Annotated in this window: 14 protein-coding genes and 1 riboswitch; of the genes, 2 read left to right on the top strand and 12 right to left on the bottom strand. The window is 45.0% G+C overall.

All coding sequences use genetic code 11. The features are described from left to right. Positions 1-7: 7 nt before the first annotated feature. From KNQ02_RS01800 to KNQ02_RS01790, 3 genes are all read right to left on the bottom strand, one after another. Entirely contained in the window at positions 8-652 is a 645-nt protein-coding gene (locus KNQ02_RS01800) for an HAD family hydrolase (protein WP_088837655.1), read from the bottom strand. 61 nt (positions 653-713) lie between these two features. Then, positions 714-1,745, bottom strand: a complete 1,032-nt coding sequence (locus KNQ02_RS01795) for a peptidoglycan bridge formation glycyltransferase FemA/FemB family protein (protein ID WP_214768774.1) — start codon at positions 1,743-1,745, stop codon at positions 714-716. A gap of 174 nt (positions 1,746-1,919) precedes the next feature. Beyond that, on the bottom strand, positions 1,920-3,095 hold the full coding sequence (locus tag KNQ02_RS01790; RefSeq protein WP_088837658.1) for an MDR family MFS transporter: 1,176 nt from the start codon (positions 3,093-3,095) through the stop codon (positions 1,920-1,922). 126 nt (positions 3,096-3,221) lie between these two features. Between KNQ02_RS01790 and mnmM the strand changes: the two genes are divergently transcribed. Continuing rightward, on the top strand, positions 3,222-3,857 hold the full coding sequence (gene mnmM / locus KNQ02_RS01785; RefSeq protein WP_157898525.1) for a tRNA 5-(aminomethyl)-2-thiouridylate-methyltransferase MnmM: 636 nt from the start codon (positions 3,222-3,224) through the stop codon (positions 3,855-3,857). 38 nt (positions 3,858-3,895) lie between these two features. On the opposite strand, the gene KNQ02_RS01780 is transcribed toward mnmM, so the two are convergent. From KNQ02_RS01780 to metK, 3 genes are all read right to left on the bottom strand, one after another. Continuing rightward, a complete protein-coding gene (locus tag KNQ02_RS01780) occupies positions 3,896-4,600 on the bottom strand; it encodes an alpha/beta fold hydrolase (RefSeq protein WP_088837660.1) in 705 nt (234 codons plus the stop codon). Positions 4,601-4,677: 77 nt separating this feature from the next. After that, on the bottom strand, positions 4,678-5,166 hold the full coding sequence (locus tag KNQ02_RS01775) for a GNAT family N-acetyltransferase (protein WP_088837661.1): 489 nt from the start codon (positions 5,164-5,166) through the stop codon (positions 4,678-4,680). A gap of 141 nt (positions 5,167-5,307) precedes the next feature. After that, positions 5,308-6,516, bottom strand: coding sequence for a methionine adenosyltransferase (gene metK / locus KNQ02_RS01770; protein ID WP_088837662.1), 1,209 nt, complete (start codon positions 6,514-6,516; stop codon positions 5,308-5,310). A 129-nt stretch (positions 6,517-6,645) separates the two neighbouring features. Then, positions 6,646-6,772: riboswitch (SAM riboswitch) on the bottom strand. A gap of 232 nt (positions 6,773-7,004) precedes the next feature. Between metK and pckA the strand changes: the two genes are divergently transcribed. After that, positions 7,005-8,573, top strand: coding sequence for a phosphoenolpyruvate carboxykinase (ATP) (gene pckA, locus KNQ02_RS01765; protein WP_214768776.1), 1,569 nt, complete (start codon positions 7,005-7,007; stop codon positions 8,571-8,573). Positions 8,574-8,640: 67 nt separating this feature from the next. Here the strand turns inward: pckA and KNQ02_RS01760 are convergent, their stop codons facing one another. The 6 genes from KNQ02_RS01760 to yugI form a co-directional block, all read right to left on the bottom strand. Further along, positions 8,641-9,897, bottom strand: a complete 1,257-nt coding sequence (locus KNQ02_RS01760; RefSeq protein ID WP_088837664.1) for an EAL and HDOD domain-containing protein — start codon at positions 9,895-9,897, stop codon at positions 8,641-8,643. A 164-nt stretch (positions 9,898-10,061) separates the two neighbouring features. Beyond that, complete coding sequence (locus tag KNQ02_RS01755) at positions 10,062-10,802, bottom strand: alpha/beta hydrolase family protein (protein WP_239456741.1); 741 nt, start codon at positions 10,800-10,802, stop codon at positions 10,062-10,064. After that, a complete protein-coding gene (ytkD, locus tag KNQ02_RS01750; RefSeq protein ID WP_029331221.1) occupies positions 10,774-11,247 on the bottom strand; it encodes an RNA deprotection pyrophosphohydrolase in 474 nt (157 codons plus the stop codon). The genes KNQ02_RS01755 and ytkD overlap by 29 nt, the downstream gene beginning before the upstream one ends. 133 nt (positions 11,248-11,380) lie before the next feature. Continuing rightward, on the bottom strand, positions 11,381-12,730 hold the full coding sequence (locus KNQ02_RS01745; RefSeq protein ID WP_029331222.1) for a glucose-6-phosphate isomerase: 1,350 nt from the start codon (positions 12,728-12,730) through the stop codon (positions 11,381-11,383). A 113-nt stretch (positions 12,731-12,843) separates the two neighbouring features. Then, entirely contained in the window at positions 12,844-14,010 is a 1,167-nt protein-coding gene (locus KNQ02_RS01740) for an iron-containing alcohol dehydrogenase (RefSeq protein WP_214768778.1), read from the bottom strand. Between the two features lie 127 nt (positions 14,011-14,137). Then, the gene (gene yugI, locus KNQ02_RS01735; RefSeq protein WP_012371159.1) at positions 14,138-14,530 is read right to left on the bottom strand and encodes a S1 domain-containing post-transcriptional regulator GSP13; all 393 of its coding nucleotides are present in this window, start codon (positions 14,528-14,530) and stop codon (positions 14,138-14,140) included. Positions 14,531-15,032: the final 502 nt, after the last annotated feature.

Here is a 15,032-nt window from a genome sequence, read left to right as displayed (position 1 = left end):
TCAACCGTCAACGTTTCCGTAAAATTTCTCCAATCGCAGCATGTGTTGAAACCTGATGATCCGCGTGATGTAACATCTGCCCCGGCATCCGGTCGTCGAGTAACGCGATGACTTCCATCCCAGCTTTTTTCGCCCCCATCATGCCGTTCGCCGCGTCCTCAATGACGATACATGACTCTGGGGCGAGACCCATCCGTTTTGCTGTCAGCTCGAAGATAGCTGGGTCCGGTTTAGAGCGCGGGACTTCAAAACCGCTCGTGTAGGCGTCGACTGTCAACCCATAAAATGCGATGACGCGTTCAATTTTTTCAAGCGAACTCGATGATGCAATTGCAATCCCGTAACCTTCGCTTCGAGCGATACTCATCAACTCATGAACTCCTTCCTTTAATCCACAGTCTTCCGGCTTGGCGTGTTGTTGAAATAAGTCATGTTCCTGTGCAAGTAACACATCCGTTTGATGCGGTAAGCGATGTTGTTCAATTAATTCCTGCCACATCTCGTCGCCCGTCTTACCCATGAAGGTCGCATATTGAACTAAATCAAGTGGAATCCCGAGTTGATGAAACATTTTTTTATGTACCCCAAAGTAGCGAATTTCACTATCTAAAATGACGCCATCCATATCGAAGATTAAACCCCTCGTTTGCATCCCATTCACTCCTTTTTTTGATTTTAACAAAAAAAACGACAGTGATGGACTGTCGTTTTTATCATTTCGAAATCAGTGTTGGTTGCGAACGATATCCCGGAAAATAATGTTCCAACTCTCCGTCTCCATAGAGCTGGCACAGTTGTTCATATTGAGCAGGCAGTAGAACATTTTTTCCTAAATGATATTCAAATAAACGATAGCCCGTATAGCGACACTTACTCTCGAACAGGCTATCACGCTCTTTATACCCGCCACCTAAATGCTGTTCGACCAACCCGGCATCTTTCGCACATAAAATAGCCTCAAATTCTAACCGTTGATTTGGATAGACCTTATGTTCATCCCGCTTACAGCCAATCAAATGACCATGTGCAAATTCTCGGCCAAGTAAAACGAAGTAACCTCCGATGATTTCCTCGTTAAGTTCTGCAATCAAGAGGAGCGGCGTACAGAGGCTCGTCGACTCAAATAACTGTTCGAAGTAGTCTCGAGAAAAGTAGTAATGGCTCGAGGCATCCTTTCGGTCCATCGTCTGATAATACAACTGAATGAATGATTGTAAATCTTCGTGTGTCCCTCGTCGGACAACTAAGTCAGAAGCCAATGATTTCCGAACCATACTCCGCGTCTTTTTATGAAATGTCTGTGTAATTTCTTCTACGGATGGTCGTAAGTCGATACTCGTAGTATGTCGAATAAATTCTTTTTGCGTCCAGTGGTGCGCAAACCGCTGATTTTCAGTCAACGGATTGTATCGGATCAACTCTGTGACAATCTTTTTCTGCAACGCCCAGTCATAAAAGGAAGTTCGAGCCTCTGCCCACTCTTTTTCAGTCAAATCACCCACCACTTCAGGGCCGCCATATCCGTATGGAGTAATCAAATCCCAATACTCCGTATCAAAAATAGCTCGTTTTAAGAAAGGATAAAACAGTTTCCCGGCCTCTCCTTGAAAATAAATCAACCCGGGATGTTCCCCTTCTCGTGCATTTAACATAACGTATTCATAACTGTAAAAGATGTCTAGCGGCTGATTGCAAATAAGTGCTGTCCAAGTTGCTTGATCGTCGATGAAAACGCACTTTGCCATTCTGGTACACCTCCTGTTAAAAAAAAGACCATAAAAATAAAATTAAATTTCTTTAATTTGGTTAATTAATTAAATTTTACCTCTTTAAATTATTACCCTATTTGATTTTTTTTATTCCGTCCAGCAAAAAAAAGACCAACTATTTCATTTTCGAAACAGTTGGTCTAAGATATCTTAATTGATTTTAGGAATTGCTCGAACAAATACGATACCTGCAAGTAAAATTAATCCGATTAGCGTCAAGAAGACTGCGTTCATTCCAGATAAATCGTAAATCAATCCACCGACCGTCGGACTAATCATCCGTCCAGCGGAAGCCGCAATGTTGACGTACCCTTGGAATTCCCCTTCTTTACCGATCGGTGCAAGTCGTGCCGCCATCGCAGGGACAGCTGGCCAGATGAACATCTCTCCAACCGTTAAAATGACCATCGCAACAAGAAACATTTCAAAACCTTCAGCAAACGGTACGATGAGATAGGATAATAAGAAGATGCCCGTTCCCGTCAATAATTGACGTTTTAAATCATCTCCGAACCATCTTAAAATCGGCGTCAAGAGCGGTTGTGCGAAGACGATTAATGCTCCATTGATTGTCCATAAAATCGAGTACTCGGAAATCGTCACACCAAGTGATTTCGTGTGGACGGCAAACGTTCCTTGCCATTGTACGTAAACGAACCAAAGCAACGCATACCCGACTGAAACGTAGAGCATCGTCCGAACCGACTCCTTCGATAACGGCTCACGGACTTCTTCCGTCGTAAACTCTTTTTGTCGTTTAACCTGCGGCGCCTGAATCCAGTTCAAACCTATGAACAGAACAATCGCAAACACTACATAGAGCAATAAGTTCGCGATGAAGATAAATTGAATATCAATCGCAGCAATTTGACCACTGACTGCCGTACCGAGCGCAACTCCAACGTTTTGTGCTACATAGATTGCATTAAAGGCACGTCGTCCGCCTTTTGGCCAAATCAGACCGGTTAATGCGTAAATCGTCGGGAACACCATCCCCCCGACGAAACCGATCAATCCAAGCATCGTCACATAACCAATGAATGTCTGATGGAACAACAGCAGACCAATCGAAGCAATCACGAGTCCGATGACACTGATGATGAGCGTCCGCTTCCCACCTAAACGATCAAACGCTTTTCCACCCATGTAATTTCCGACGATTGCGAGCGCAGAGTTGACGAACAAGGCCATTCCTGCCTTGGTCATGGATTCGCCTAAGTATTCATGAATATATAATGTATTAAACGGCCATAAAAAAGAGGCTCCTGTCGTATTGATCGCCATCGCCAACACGAGGATCCAGACCGCACGAGGTAATTTCGGCATAATAGGTGTCCTCCAATATAGTTCTCACCCTTGCCACTTTACGAAATTGTTCTGTGCTCTGTCAAGAAACTTCATTTTGAATGAATTATCGGAATAATGGTATAATCAGGAACAAAAGAATACGTGATGAACGAACAAAGAATAATCTTACTTGAACAGGAGTCTGAACCCATGTCACTAGCCCGCGTCTTACCTTATGCCAAAGAACTCTTAGAATCTGTCATCCACGAAGGAGATTGTGTCGTCGATATGACTGCCGGAAATGGTCACGATACCTTGTTTCTTGCGGAACAAGTCGGACCAGACGGTCGTGTCATCGCCTTCGATGTACAAGAACAAGCGATTGAAGAAACGAAACGTCGTCTAGAAACCGCTCACGTCAAAGAGTGGGTCGATCTTTACCACGAAAGTCATATTCATGTTGGCGCACGCCTCGTTAATGAAGCCCGTCCGATTCGAGCGGGCGTTTTCAATCTTGGTTATTTACCAGGAAGTGACAAGTCCGTCACGACGACCGGTGAAGATACGTTAGAAGCGCTAGGTGCTTTGTTACCCGTCCTCGTACCCGGCGGTTTAATCGTCCTCGTCATCTATCATGGACATGTAGAAGGAAGACGTGAACGGGATGCTGTTCTCGATTATGTCGAAAGTCTTTCGCAGCAAGACTACGCCGTCTTACAGTATCGTTTTCTCAATCAACAAAACAATCCACCTTTCATCATCGCCATCGAAAAAAAATTAAAAAAGCAAACACTCGATTAATAGCAAAAGACGCTGTCAGCACGACAGCGTCTTTTTTGTCATTCCTCAACCATCTTCAAAAAAAGCAATAATTTTTCAGCGAACCGCGTATTGAGACGTTCAAAGCTGAAATGCGGAAATCCATGGAGCCGTTGAAGATAGATTTGATCGCCACCCATTTTCCGGCAAATCTCTAACGTATATTTTACGTCCGCGAATTGATCGTCCGGTGCATAAAAACAAGCGAGGTTGACTCGCGGTAGTTTCTTCCGCTCTTCATCATGTAAGACGATTTCTTCTTCAATCTCCCGGTACTGTGCATATGTCAACTCACCGAGACGTGCCGTATCTTCACTATTTTGACCAAACGGCAACATCCCGAGTGGCGCATCCGGTCGAAAACGATCGAATGCACTTGCAAATACTTGTTTGACGCCACCGAGTTGTTTTGAATTATGCCAATCAAATAACGGCGAAATATACGACAAACTCGCAATCGGCAATTCATATTCCTGCAGTAGCCGGTTGACGACGAGTGCGCCCATGCTGCAGGCGATGATATGAATCGGTAACTTTCGTTTTCCGGCTTCTCGTAAAGCATCCTTCAGCAGTTGTTGATGTTCCTCAAGCGATATCCGGCGCGGAGCATCTACACGTAACACTTCATAATCCTTTTCAAGGACTCGAATTAACGCATCGCTCGGCGTCGCTCGCAGTTGAAGGGGATAGACAAGTACGATAATTCCTGTTGCTTGATCTTCCACAAACTCACCTCTTCATACAAGTATCTCTGTATTATAACGTTTACATCTTGATGTCAAAACCATCTTAAGTTGGATTTTCATTCATATATACGCTTTAAGCGTGTCACAGGTTCCACTTGACCGAAAATTTCTTCAGTCGTTTCACTTTCTTCTTTAAAACCGAAAGAGACTAGAAACTGGCGCGCTTTATAATTTCTTGATTCAACGTAGACTTCAATTGGGGAAGCACCTTGGTGTTCAAGTTCACGAATCAACTTTCGCCCAATCCCATTTTGTTGATATTTCGGTAGTACGTACAAGCGAACGATTTCCCACGTGCCGTCAACATCGATTGCATGGATGAAACCGACGATTTCTTCCTCGATAATGGCGACATTGAAATATTCTCCCCGCGCTTCCTCCGCCGTCCGAATTGCTCGAACGACTTCTTCTTGCGGATACGCCTCTTGTACGAAATGGGCTTTCGAGCTTTCCGAGTAAATCTCTTCATACGTATCCATCCAAGAGGTGATGGCAATATCATGAATGCGTGCCGCATCAGTAGGAATTGCTTCGCGTATCTCCATATCGGACTCCCCCTTTTTTCCGTTTACCGGTACATGTTCTTTTACCCTGTTCTAGAAAAATCATTCGTTTCCCTCCAAAATTCGAGACAAACAAAAAAAGTTCAGAAACAAACTCGTGCGAGTCTGCTTCTGAACTGAAAATTAAGCGAATCGTTTCGCTTGTTCTTCAAGAATTGCTGCTTTATCAGTTTGCTCCCATGGTAATTCGATATCTGTACGACCGAAATGACCATAAGCTGCTGTCTGACGATAAATCGGACGGCGAAGATCAAGCATCTTGATGATCCCTGCTGGGCGAAGATCGAAATTTTCGGCAACGAGTTCGACGAGTTGTGCTTCTGGAAGTTTACCTGTTCCAAACGTATCAACTGCAATCGATACTGGGTGCGCGACACCAATCGCATACGCAAGTTGAACTTCTGCTTTATCTGCAAGACCAGAAGCTACGAGGTTTTTCGCGACGTAACGTGCTGCATATGCTGCAGAACGGTCAACTTTTGTTGGATCTTTACCAGAGAATGCGCCGCCGCCATGACGTGCATAGCCACCATACGTATCAACGATGATTTTACGTCCAGTTAATCCTGCATCACCTTGTGGTCCACCGATGACGAAGCGACCTGTCGGGTTAATGAAGAACTTTGTTTCCGCATCGATGTATTCTGATGGAATCACAGGTGCGATGACATGCTCTTTCAGGTCTGCTTGGATTTGCTCAAGCGTCACTTCTTCTGCATGTTGTGTTGAGATGACGATTGTATCGACACGAACCGGTTCGTTGTTCTCATTGTATTCTACAGTTACTTGCGTCTTACCATCCGGACGGAGGTAGTCAAGTTGTCCAGTTTTACGGACTTCTGCGAGACGACGAGCAAGTTTGTGTGAAAGTGAGATCGGAAGTGGCATCAATTCAGGCGTTTCTTTCGTTGCATAACCGAACATGAGACCTTGGTCCCCTGCACCGATTGCATCGATTTCTTCATCTGACATGTTACCTTCGCGTGCTTCAAGCGCTTGGTCAACACCGAGAGCGATATCTGCTGATTGCTCATCGATTGAAGTCAATACAGCACAAGTGTCTGCATCGAAACCATATTTAGCGCGTGTATAGCCAATCTCACGAATTGTTTCGCGAACGACTTTCGGGATATCGACATAAGTCGATGTCGTGATTTCACCTGCGACGAGGACAAGTCCTGTCGTGACAGATGTTTCAGCAGCGACACGAGCATTCGGATCGGCTGCGAGGATTGCATCTAAGATAGAATCCGAGATTTGGTCACAGATTTTATCCGGGTGACCTTCAGTAACTGACTCCGACGTAAATAGTCGGCGATTAAGGTTTGTCATGTTTGACCCTCCCAAAAAAGAATTTGACGGTGTACTCATTTCCCCTAGTTGAGTGGGACGGTAAAATGAAAAAAAACCTCTCCATGTCCAAAAAATGGTCAGGGAAAGGTTGTGCGTTCTTCCTTTACCCTCTTATCGTTCGAAGTGTTTACTTCGCTTCAGGAGAGCACCTTTTCCTTCATTAATAGAATTCTTAATGTAGGACGGTTGCCGGGTTTCTTCGGGCCTTGTTCCCTCCACCTGCTCAGAATAAGAGTATCCGTTACGAATTACATGATATAAAGTTGTGACCACTCTGTCAAGCTACGTTTTAATTTCTAGTCGAAACTTTCCCGAAGAGATGTTAAACTGTTAATGCTGAAAGCGTTTCCAAATAAATAGAAATCAGCGCTAAAAAAGGATTGCTCATCCTTTAGTATGTCATATATAATAAATGTGTCATACTAAATGTCAGAGCTAAACCAACGTAGGGGAAAGGTGGGGTCAGGATGCCGATGACGGTCCTGAATATCGAAGAGCTACTCAAGAAGGAGCATGTGTTCAAACAACTATCTGTTGCTGAGCTAGTCGAACATGCAATTCGTAACGAAGAAGGGGTTCTTGCTGAAAATGGCGCTCTGTCTGTAGAAACGGGGAAATTTACAGGTCGTTCACCTAAAGACAAGTTCATTGTTCGCGATCAGTCATGCGAGTCACATATCGATTGGGGCCATGTCAATCAACCGATGGAAGCAGACAACTTCGAGCAACTTTTACAAAAAGTTCTTCGCTACATGAATGAAGCAGATCAGCTCTACTACACAGAAGCTGCTGCTGGTGCAGACACTCATTTTACCCTTCCGGTTCGGATCGTGACACAATATGCTTGGCATAATTTGTTTGCAAAACAACTATTTTTGCGTGAATATCCGACAGAAGCTGCTTTTGAGCCTTTCACGGTTATTTATGCGCCTCACTTCAAAGCAGATCCGAAAGTCGATGGAACGAATTCCGAAACGTTCATCGCCATGTCATTCGAACATCGGATTGTCTTAATCGGTGGAACAGAATATGCGGGCGAAATCAAAAAATCGATTTTCTCTGTCATGAACTACCTTTTACCTCAACGAGACGTCTTATCGATGCATTGCTCGGCTAACGTCGGTCATGAGGGTGACGTCGCCTTATTCTTCGGATTATCCGGTACTGGTAAGACCACACTGTCTGCTGACGACAGTCGTCAATTGATTGGTGACGATGAGCACGGGTGGTCCAACGACGGCGTCTTCAATATCGAAGGTGGCTGTTACGCAAAAACGGTCAACCTATCGCGTGAAAAAGAACCACAAATCTTTGATGCGATTCGGTTTGGCACTGTCCTTGAAAACGTCGTCCTCGATGATGCACGAATTCCTGACTATGATGATACGTCAAAAACGGAAAACACACGGGCCGCTTATCCGATTACAGCGATTGATAATATTGCAGTACCATCACGCGCCGGACATCCGAAAACAATTGTCTTTTTAACAGCTGATGCTTACGGCGTCCTGCCGCCAATCAGTAAGTTGACGAAGGAGCAAGCGATGTATCACTTCTTATCCGGGTATACATCGAAGTTAGCCGGGACAGAGCGTGGCGTAACAGAACCGGAAGCGACATTCTCGACATGCTTCGGTTCACCCTTCTTACCGCTCATTCCTGAAAAATATGCAACGATGCTCGGTGAGCTCATCGACCGGCACGGTGTCACGGTTTACCTCGTCAATACAGGCTGGACGGGTGGCGCATATGGGACGGGAAGTCGGATGAAGCTTGCATATACACGGACGATGGTCAATGCAGCTGTCAACGGCACACTCGCTGATATCCCGACGGAAGAGCATCCGATTTTCGGGCTACACATGCCGCTCGAAGTCCCTGGTGTCCCAAGCGACTTGCTCAACCCTGTCAAAGTTTGGTCGGATGCTGATGCGTATGAACAACAAGCACGGGCTTTGGCGACTAAATTCAAACAAAATTTCACACGGTTCGACAGTGCAACTACTGAAATCAAATCAGCAGGGCCACGTGTTTAATTAAATTAAGATAATTAAAAGGCACCAGACACTGTATGTTCAGTGAGCTGGTGCCTTTTAACGTCCATCAGACGATTGAATCTTCTTCATCCGGTTGCAAATGAAGTTCTTTTTTAGTCAACCAATCTTGACTCTCTTTTAATAGTGCATAGGCACGCTGTTTTGAAATACCAAAACGATGGGTTAGTTTTTCAAACTGTTCAAATTCACCACGGTCGGCACTAATCGCGAGCAATAAACAATCACGAAACGGATGATCTTTTCCTTGTAACACGATTTTCAACGTCGACTCGATTGGTAATTGATCAATGATTTCATCAATATCGACTGACAGTAATGCATCGATATGCGAGAGTAAGCCAATCATGTAGGCACTTTCCGGACGTAACGTCTTTGTTTCAAGTGCAAATAACTCGCATAACTTGGCACAATGCAGTGAAGAACGCAACAACTCGTCTGACCACTTGTACGGACTCGCAAGTCGCATCTCTCGTAAAACGATTAACGAAATCCAACTTTTAAGTTGTGAAAACCCGAGTAGTGAAATCGCTTGACGAACGGATTCGACGGTATTTCGAAGACCAATCCCGGGAGAATTGATGAGCTGGAGGACTTGCACACTAATGTATGGATTTCCTTCGATTTCATCGACGACTTGGTCATAATACTCATCTGATTCGAGCCACTTCAACATCTTTAACAATACAGGCAATTGTGGCGGAACAGCCTTCCCTTTCATCAACATCGGTTTTGCATAAAAATAGCCTTGGAACCAGTCGTACCCCATGCTCAAACTACGAAGATGATCTTCATGCGTTTCGACACGCTCTGCCAACAAACGGATATGCGGATAGTTTCGTTTAACGATATGTAAAATCGCACTTTGTTCACGTGGGTTGATTGCTTCGATATCAATTTTTATTAAATCAATTAAATCAAACAACTCTGGACCATGATTTCGTAATAAATCCGTCACGAAATCATCCAAGGCCAATTGAAATCCAGCCTCTTTCCATTTTTTCAAAACCGACAGCATATGTGAATCGATGACGACGGTCTCAAGCACCTCGATGACAAATCGTTCCGGATCTAAGTGATCAATCAGCTCACCTTGTAATAAATCACCGGTGAAATTGATGAATAAACGTTTTCCTTCTGCCACTCGATCGACACCTAAATGGACGAGCGTATTCGTCAACACGTCCATCGTCGCTAATTCACCATCAAAAATAGCAGGCGCTTCCACTGAACGATATAATAATTCAAATGCATCGATGGCACCGGATCGATTCACGATTGGTTGTCGTGCCAGCAAGATTTCCATCCCGTTCTCCCCTTTTGTCTTCCACCCTATTGTTCACTTCATATTTTCTAGTATACCAAATATTGTTTTTTGTTTAAAAAATGCTTTTTTAAAACATATCAATGTTACTGATTTCCTAAAAAAAGTCACCCCGGCTGTTCGAGGTGACTACATCCTATGTTCCATCAGCGCAACATCCAATCGATGATTTCCTTCGTCACAGCAAATTTTTCGTGCAACGGAAATTGATGGGCCTGCTCGTAAATACGAAGCCGCGTCTGACTCGGATAGCGCGCAGCATAATTCGTTGCATGACGTAAGCGAACCTTTTGATCGTACCGTCCGTGAATCAGCAAGACTTGCCCTTGTGGAGCGGCGTAGAGCGGCGAACGGATTTGATACGCTTGTTGTTGCGTCTCTGGCAATCCACCCGTGAAACGGCGTAACATTTTTTGCATCGTTCTCTGTTCTTCATATGTCCAGACGAGATTCGTCACCCCTGCCCATGAGACCGTGCGCGCGACCGGGCGATGATGTGCCAACAACAAGGCCATCTGCCCACCACGAGAGAAGCCAAACACCGAGACGCGTTCCGCGTGACGGGTTAACCAATCATATGCCCCTGTTGCATCACGAATATCATGATGACCAAAATCTTCCTTCCCTGTGCCTCCTAAGTTCCCTCGGTAAAAAGGGGCCATGACTAAAAATCCGGCTTGAGCAAACTGCATCAGTCGCGTCGGTCGAACCATTCCGATATTACGTGTCCCGCCACGTAAATACAGCATCCCTTGCCCATTCGGACGTGTCGGTAAAACGACATAGGCACCGACCCGTTCGTGATCAGATGTTTCATAGTATATACGAAACGTCCGGAAGGGACCTTGCTTCGGCAATTCAAACCAATCGGCGTTCGGCGAGTACACGAAGTGTCTCCGGAAGGACACGGTCCTTCATCATAAAGCTGTATTTTCGATTCGCGTCAAGACGCTGCGGGAGGTCGTCCAACAAAAAGGCTCCGTCTGTCTCATCGACAGCGAGATGCGGAACGAGTGATTCGATTTCGGCGAAGTAGATATTCTTAATGATTGTATCGCCTCGTCCTTCGACACGATATTGACCAATGTAGGCGAGGCTTGCGATGCTACCGCCTGTCTCCTCCATCACTTCCCGGCGTGCCGCTTCTTCCGCTGTTTCACCCGGTTCGACTTTTCCCCCAGGAAACTCGTACCCGCGCTGCTTATGATGCGTCAATAGCCATTTCCCCTCGTACACGGCAATGACCCAGACATGGAGAGGTTTTGTCGAGAAAGGATGATCATCGAAACTCAACTCAACTTGATTTTGATAGTAATCTAAAAATCTAATCACGTACGTGCACCTCATTTCTTCTTCTACCTTCACTTTACCTGTTTCGAAAGCATTCTAAAAGTGAAAGTGCGTAGGAATCGAGGAGAATGACAAAAAAAGGCATCCCCTGTCATCCAGGAGATGCCTTTCCAACTTATTTCAAGCGTGCTTCGAGCTCTGCTTTTTCTGCTTCAAAACCAGGTTTTCCGAGAAGTGCGAACATATTTTTCTTATATGCCTCAACACCCGGTTGGTCGAATGGGTTAACTCCAAGAAGATAACCGCTCATCGCGCAAGCTTTTTCGAAGAAGTAGAACAAGAATCCGAGATGGTACGGCGTCATCTCTGGTAATTCGACTGTTAAGTTCGGAACTTGACCATCTGTATGAGCAAGTAACGTCCCTTCTGCCGCTTTATCGTTGACGAATTGGATTGATTTCCCTTCGAGGAAGTTCAAGCCGTCAAGATCTTGTGCATCTTTTTCAATCGTCAATTCATGACGCGCTTGACCGACTTTAATGACCGTCTCAAACAAATCACGACGCCCCTCTTGCACGTATTGACCCATCGAGTGTAAATCTGTCGAGAAGTCGACCGCTGCCGGGAAGATCCCTTTGAAGTCTTTTCCTTCTGATTCTCCGTACAACTGTTTCCACCATTCTGATACATAATGTAACGCTGGTTCGTAGTTAACGAGAAGCTCGATCGTTTTTCCTTTTGCATATAATGCATTTCGGACGACAGCATATTGATATGCTTCATTTTCAGCCAGGTTTTCGTTCGCAAATTTCTCTTGTGCGTCACGCGCGCCAGCCATCAATTCTTCGATTGAAATACCAGCAGCAGCGATTGGCAAAAGACCGACCGGTGTCAAGACAGAGAAACGTCCACCGACATCATCCGGAATGACGAACGTCTGGTATCCTTCTGAGTCAGCAAGTGTTTTTAACGCCCCACGTGCTTTGTCCGTCGTTGCATAAATTCGGTTTTTCGCTTCAGCCTGACCGTATTTCTCTTCCATGAACGATTTCAACAATCGGAATGAAATTGCCGGCTCCGTCGTCGTCCCTGATTTAGAGATGATGTTGACCGAGACGTCTTTTCCTTCAAGCACTTCAAATAAATCGTGCAGATACGTCGATGAAATGTTATGACCCGCATAAATGATTTGTGGCGCCTTCCGCTCGTCTTTTGATAACAGGTTGTGGAAGGAATGACCTAACATCTCGATTGCGGCACGCGCTCCGAGGTAAGATCCACCGATTCCGACGACGAGCAAGACGTCTGAATCTGATTTGATTTTTTCAGCTGATTCTTGAATGCGAGCGAACTCCGCTTTGTCATAGTTCGTCGGTAAGTCGACCCATCCGAGGAAGTCGCTGCCGGCACCTGTGCCATTATGAATCGCTCCATGTAATGTCTTAACCGTGTCTGCCATGTAATCTACTTCATGTTGCCCTACGAATTGTAATGCTTTCGAATAATCAAAACGTACCGTTGTCATTCCATCGTCCTCCTTATTCATTCGCAAACAAATGCGACCTTCCTTCTCATTAAAACGCAAGAAGGAAGGTCGTTCAAGTCTTTTGTGAAAAGATTAGCAAATGTTAGAGAAACTTATAACGCTGCCGTTACGATTTCACGAACATCTTCATTACCAAGTGATTTGAAGTTACCGAAATCACCGCGTGTCATTGCTGACTTGACGATTGAATCGACTGTATCTTCTTTAATGTCGTAGTCCGCGAGACGGTTTGGTGCACCGAGTGATGTCCAGAATGCACTGATTGCATCGATCGTCGCATGAGCTGCTTCGATTTCTGATTTACCTTCTGTGTCGACGTTAAAGACGTTTTCACCGAGTGTGACGAAACGATGTGCGTTTGACTCGTCTAACACGTGGCGCATCCAGTTCGGGAAGAGGATTGCAAGACCACCTGCGTGTGGGATGTCATGAACCGCTGAGACGGCATGCTCGATATTATGTGAAGCCCAGTCACCGCGTGCTCCCATTTGAAGTACGCCGTTAAGTGCCATCGTACCTGCGAAGAGAATCGTTCCGCGAAGTTCAATGTTTTCAAGATCGTTGACGAGTTTTGGTGCTGCTTCGATGACAGCTTTCATGACGCCTTCTGTCATCCGTTCTTGGACAGGTGCGTGTGCTGTGTGGAAGTACTGCTCAAGACAGTGACTCATCATGTCGACAATCCCGTAAATCGTTTGGTCTTTTGGAACACTGACCGTGTATTTTGGATCAAGGATTGAGAACGTCGGGAATGTAAGCGGGCTACCCCAACCGTATTTCTCTTGCGTTTTCCAGTTCGTGATGACAGAACCAGAGTTCATTTCTGAACCGGTTGCTGCAAGTGTCAAGACGGTACCGAATGGAATGACTGTTTCCGGAGTCGCTTTCCCGATGACGAGATCCCATGCTTCACCTTCATACGGAATACCTGCTGCGATCAGTTTTGTACAGTCGATGACAGAACCGCCACCTAGTGCGAGCAATGCATCAACACCTGCTTCACGTGCGATCTTAATGCCGCGCTCTGCTGTTTCGATGCGTGGGTTTGGTTCAACGCCATCACATTCGACGTATTCGATTCCTGCTTCGTTCAGTTCGCGTGTAACGTCGTCATAGACGCCGTTGCGTTTAATACTTCCGCCACCAAAGACGAGCATGACTTTCTTAGCATTTAGTGTTTTAAGTTCTTCTTTGATTTGGCTGACTTGACCGTCACCAAAAATTAATTTCGTTGGATTGCGATATTGAAAGTTTTCCATTGTGTGTTGCCCCCTCGATAAGTAATGAACATCTTACATTATCCACACATTCCCCTTTCGCATCTATTTTAATGCTTATAACGTAAAAAAAAAGAGAACCGACCGATGTCGATTCTCTTAAAGATTCTTATTTTTGGAAGTTTGATTTTTCAATCCATTCTTCCAATTTGCCTTTTAACACGTTGAAGCCAGGAGCTTCTTCTTGTTTGAAAGCAGGACCTGCATCGCGGCGTCCAGCGTTTTTGCGTGGGCCTTTAGCGCGTGCTTCGCGTTTTGGAGCTTCCTGAGTTGCTTTGATCGAAAGCTTCATTTTTTTGTTAGCTTCGTCGATGTCGAGAACTTTAACAGTTACTTCATCGCCAACTTTTACGTAATCGTTGATGTCTTTTACGTAATCGTGTGAGATTTCTGAGATGTGGACGAGACCTTGTGTTTGCTCGTCAAGTGCTACGAAAGCACCGAAGTTTTGAATACCAGTTACTTTACCAGTAACGACTTGGTCTTTTTCAAAGTTTGCCATAGTTTATACACTCCCTAACTAAATTCATCAACTTATAATAACATACTTTTTACGGATGGTAAAAAATATTTTTTAAATTGTTTATTTTTTATTTTCCGAGGGAACATTTTAGTAGCAAGACTTCAAGTATTCCCCCTGATTCTGCCGGACTTTTCGAGTCCGGCCCTTTTTTTTGCTTTCTTGCTTTTTTATTAAAGGAAAAGAGAAAAATATGTAAAAAAGACAGCAACGTGTAGACAAACGATTAAGAAGCGTAAACATGCGATAACAAGAGGCAATCCGTTCGCGCTTCCCTGTCTCGCCTCGTCTTTAAAGCGTCTGCATGGCTGGATCTTCCTCATGGTATTCCTTAAAAAGCGTCACGTTTCGTTGACTCCTACGGGAAAAGTGCGTTTTCAACGCACTTTCAGAGGCAGGCAAGACCCTGCTCATTGTCCGTTAGGATTAAGGAGCAACGGCTTGCGCCTCGCCCGAGGAAAGCAACGAAAGAAGACGCTTGATC

Source organism: Exiguobacterium sp. s102, from assembly GCF_018618635.1.
In the GTDB taxonomy this organism is placed as follows: Bacteria; Bacillota; Bacilli; order Exiguobacteriales; family Exiguobacteriaceae; genus Exiguobacterium_A; species Exiguobacterium_A oxidotolerans.
The sequence above is the reverse complement of the archived record's forward strand: the minus strand, read 5'-3'. Positions and strand labels throughout refer to the sequence as shown.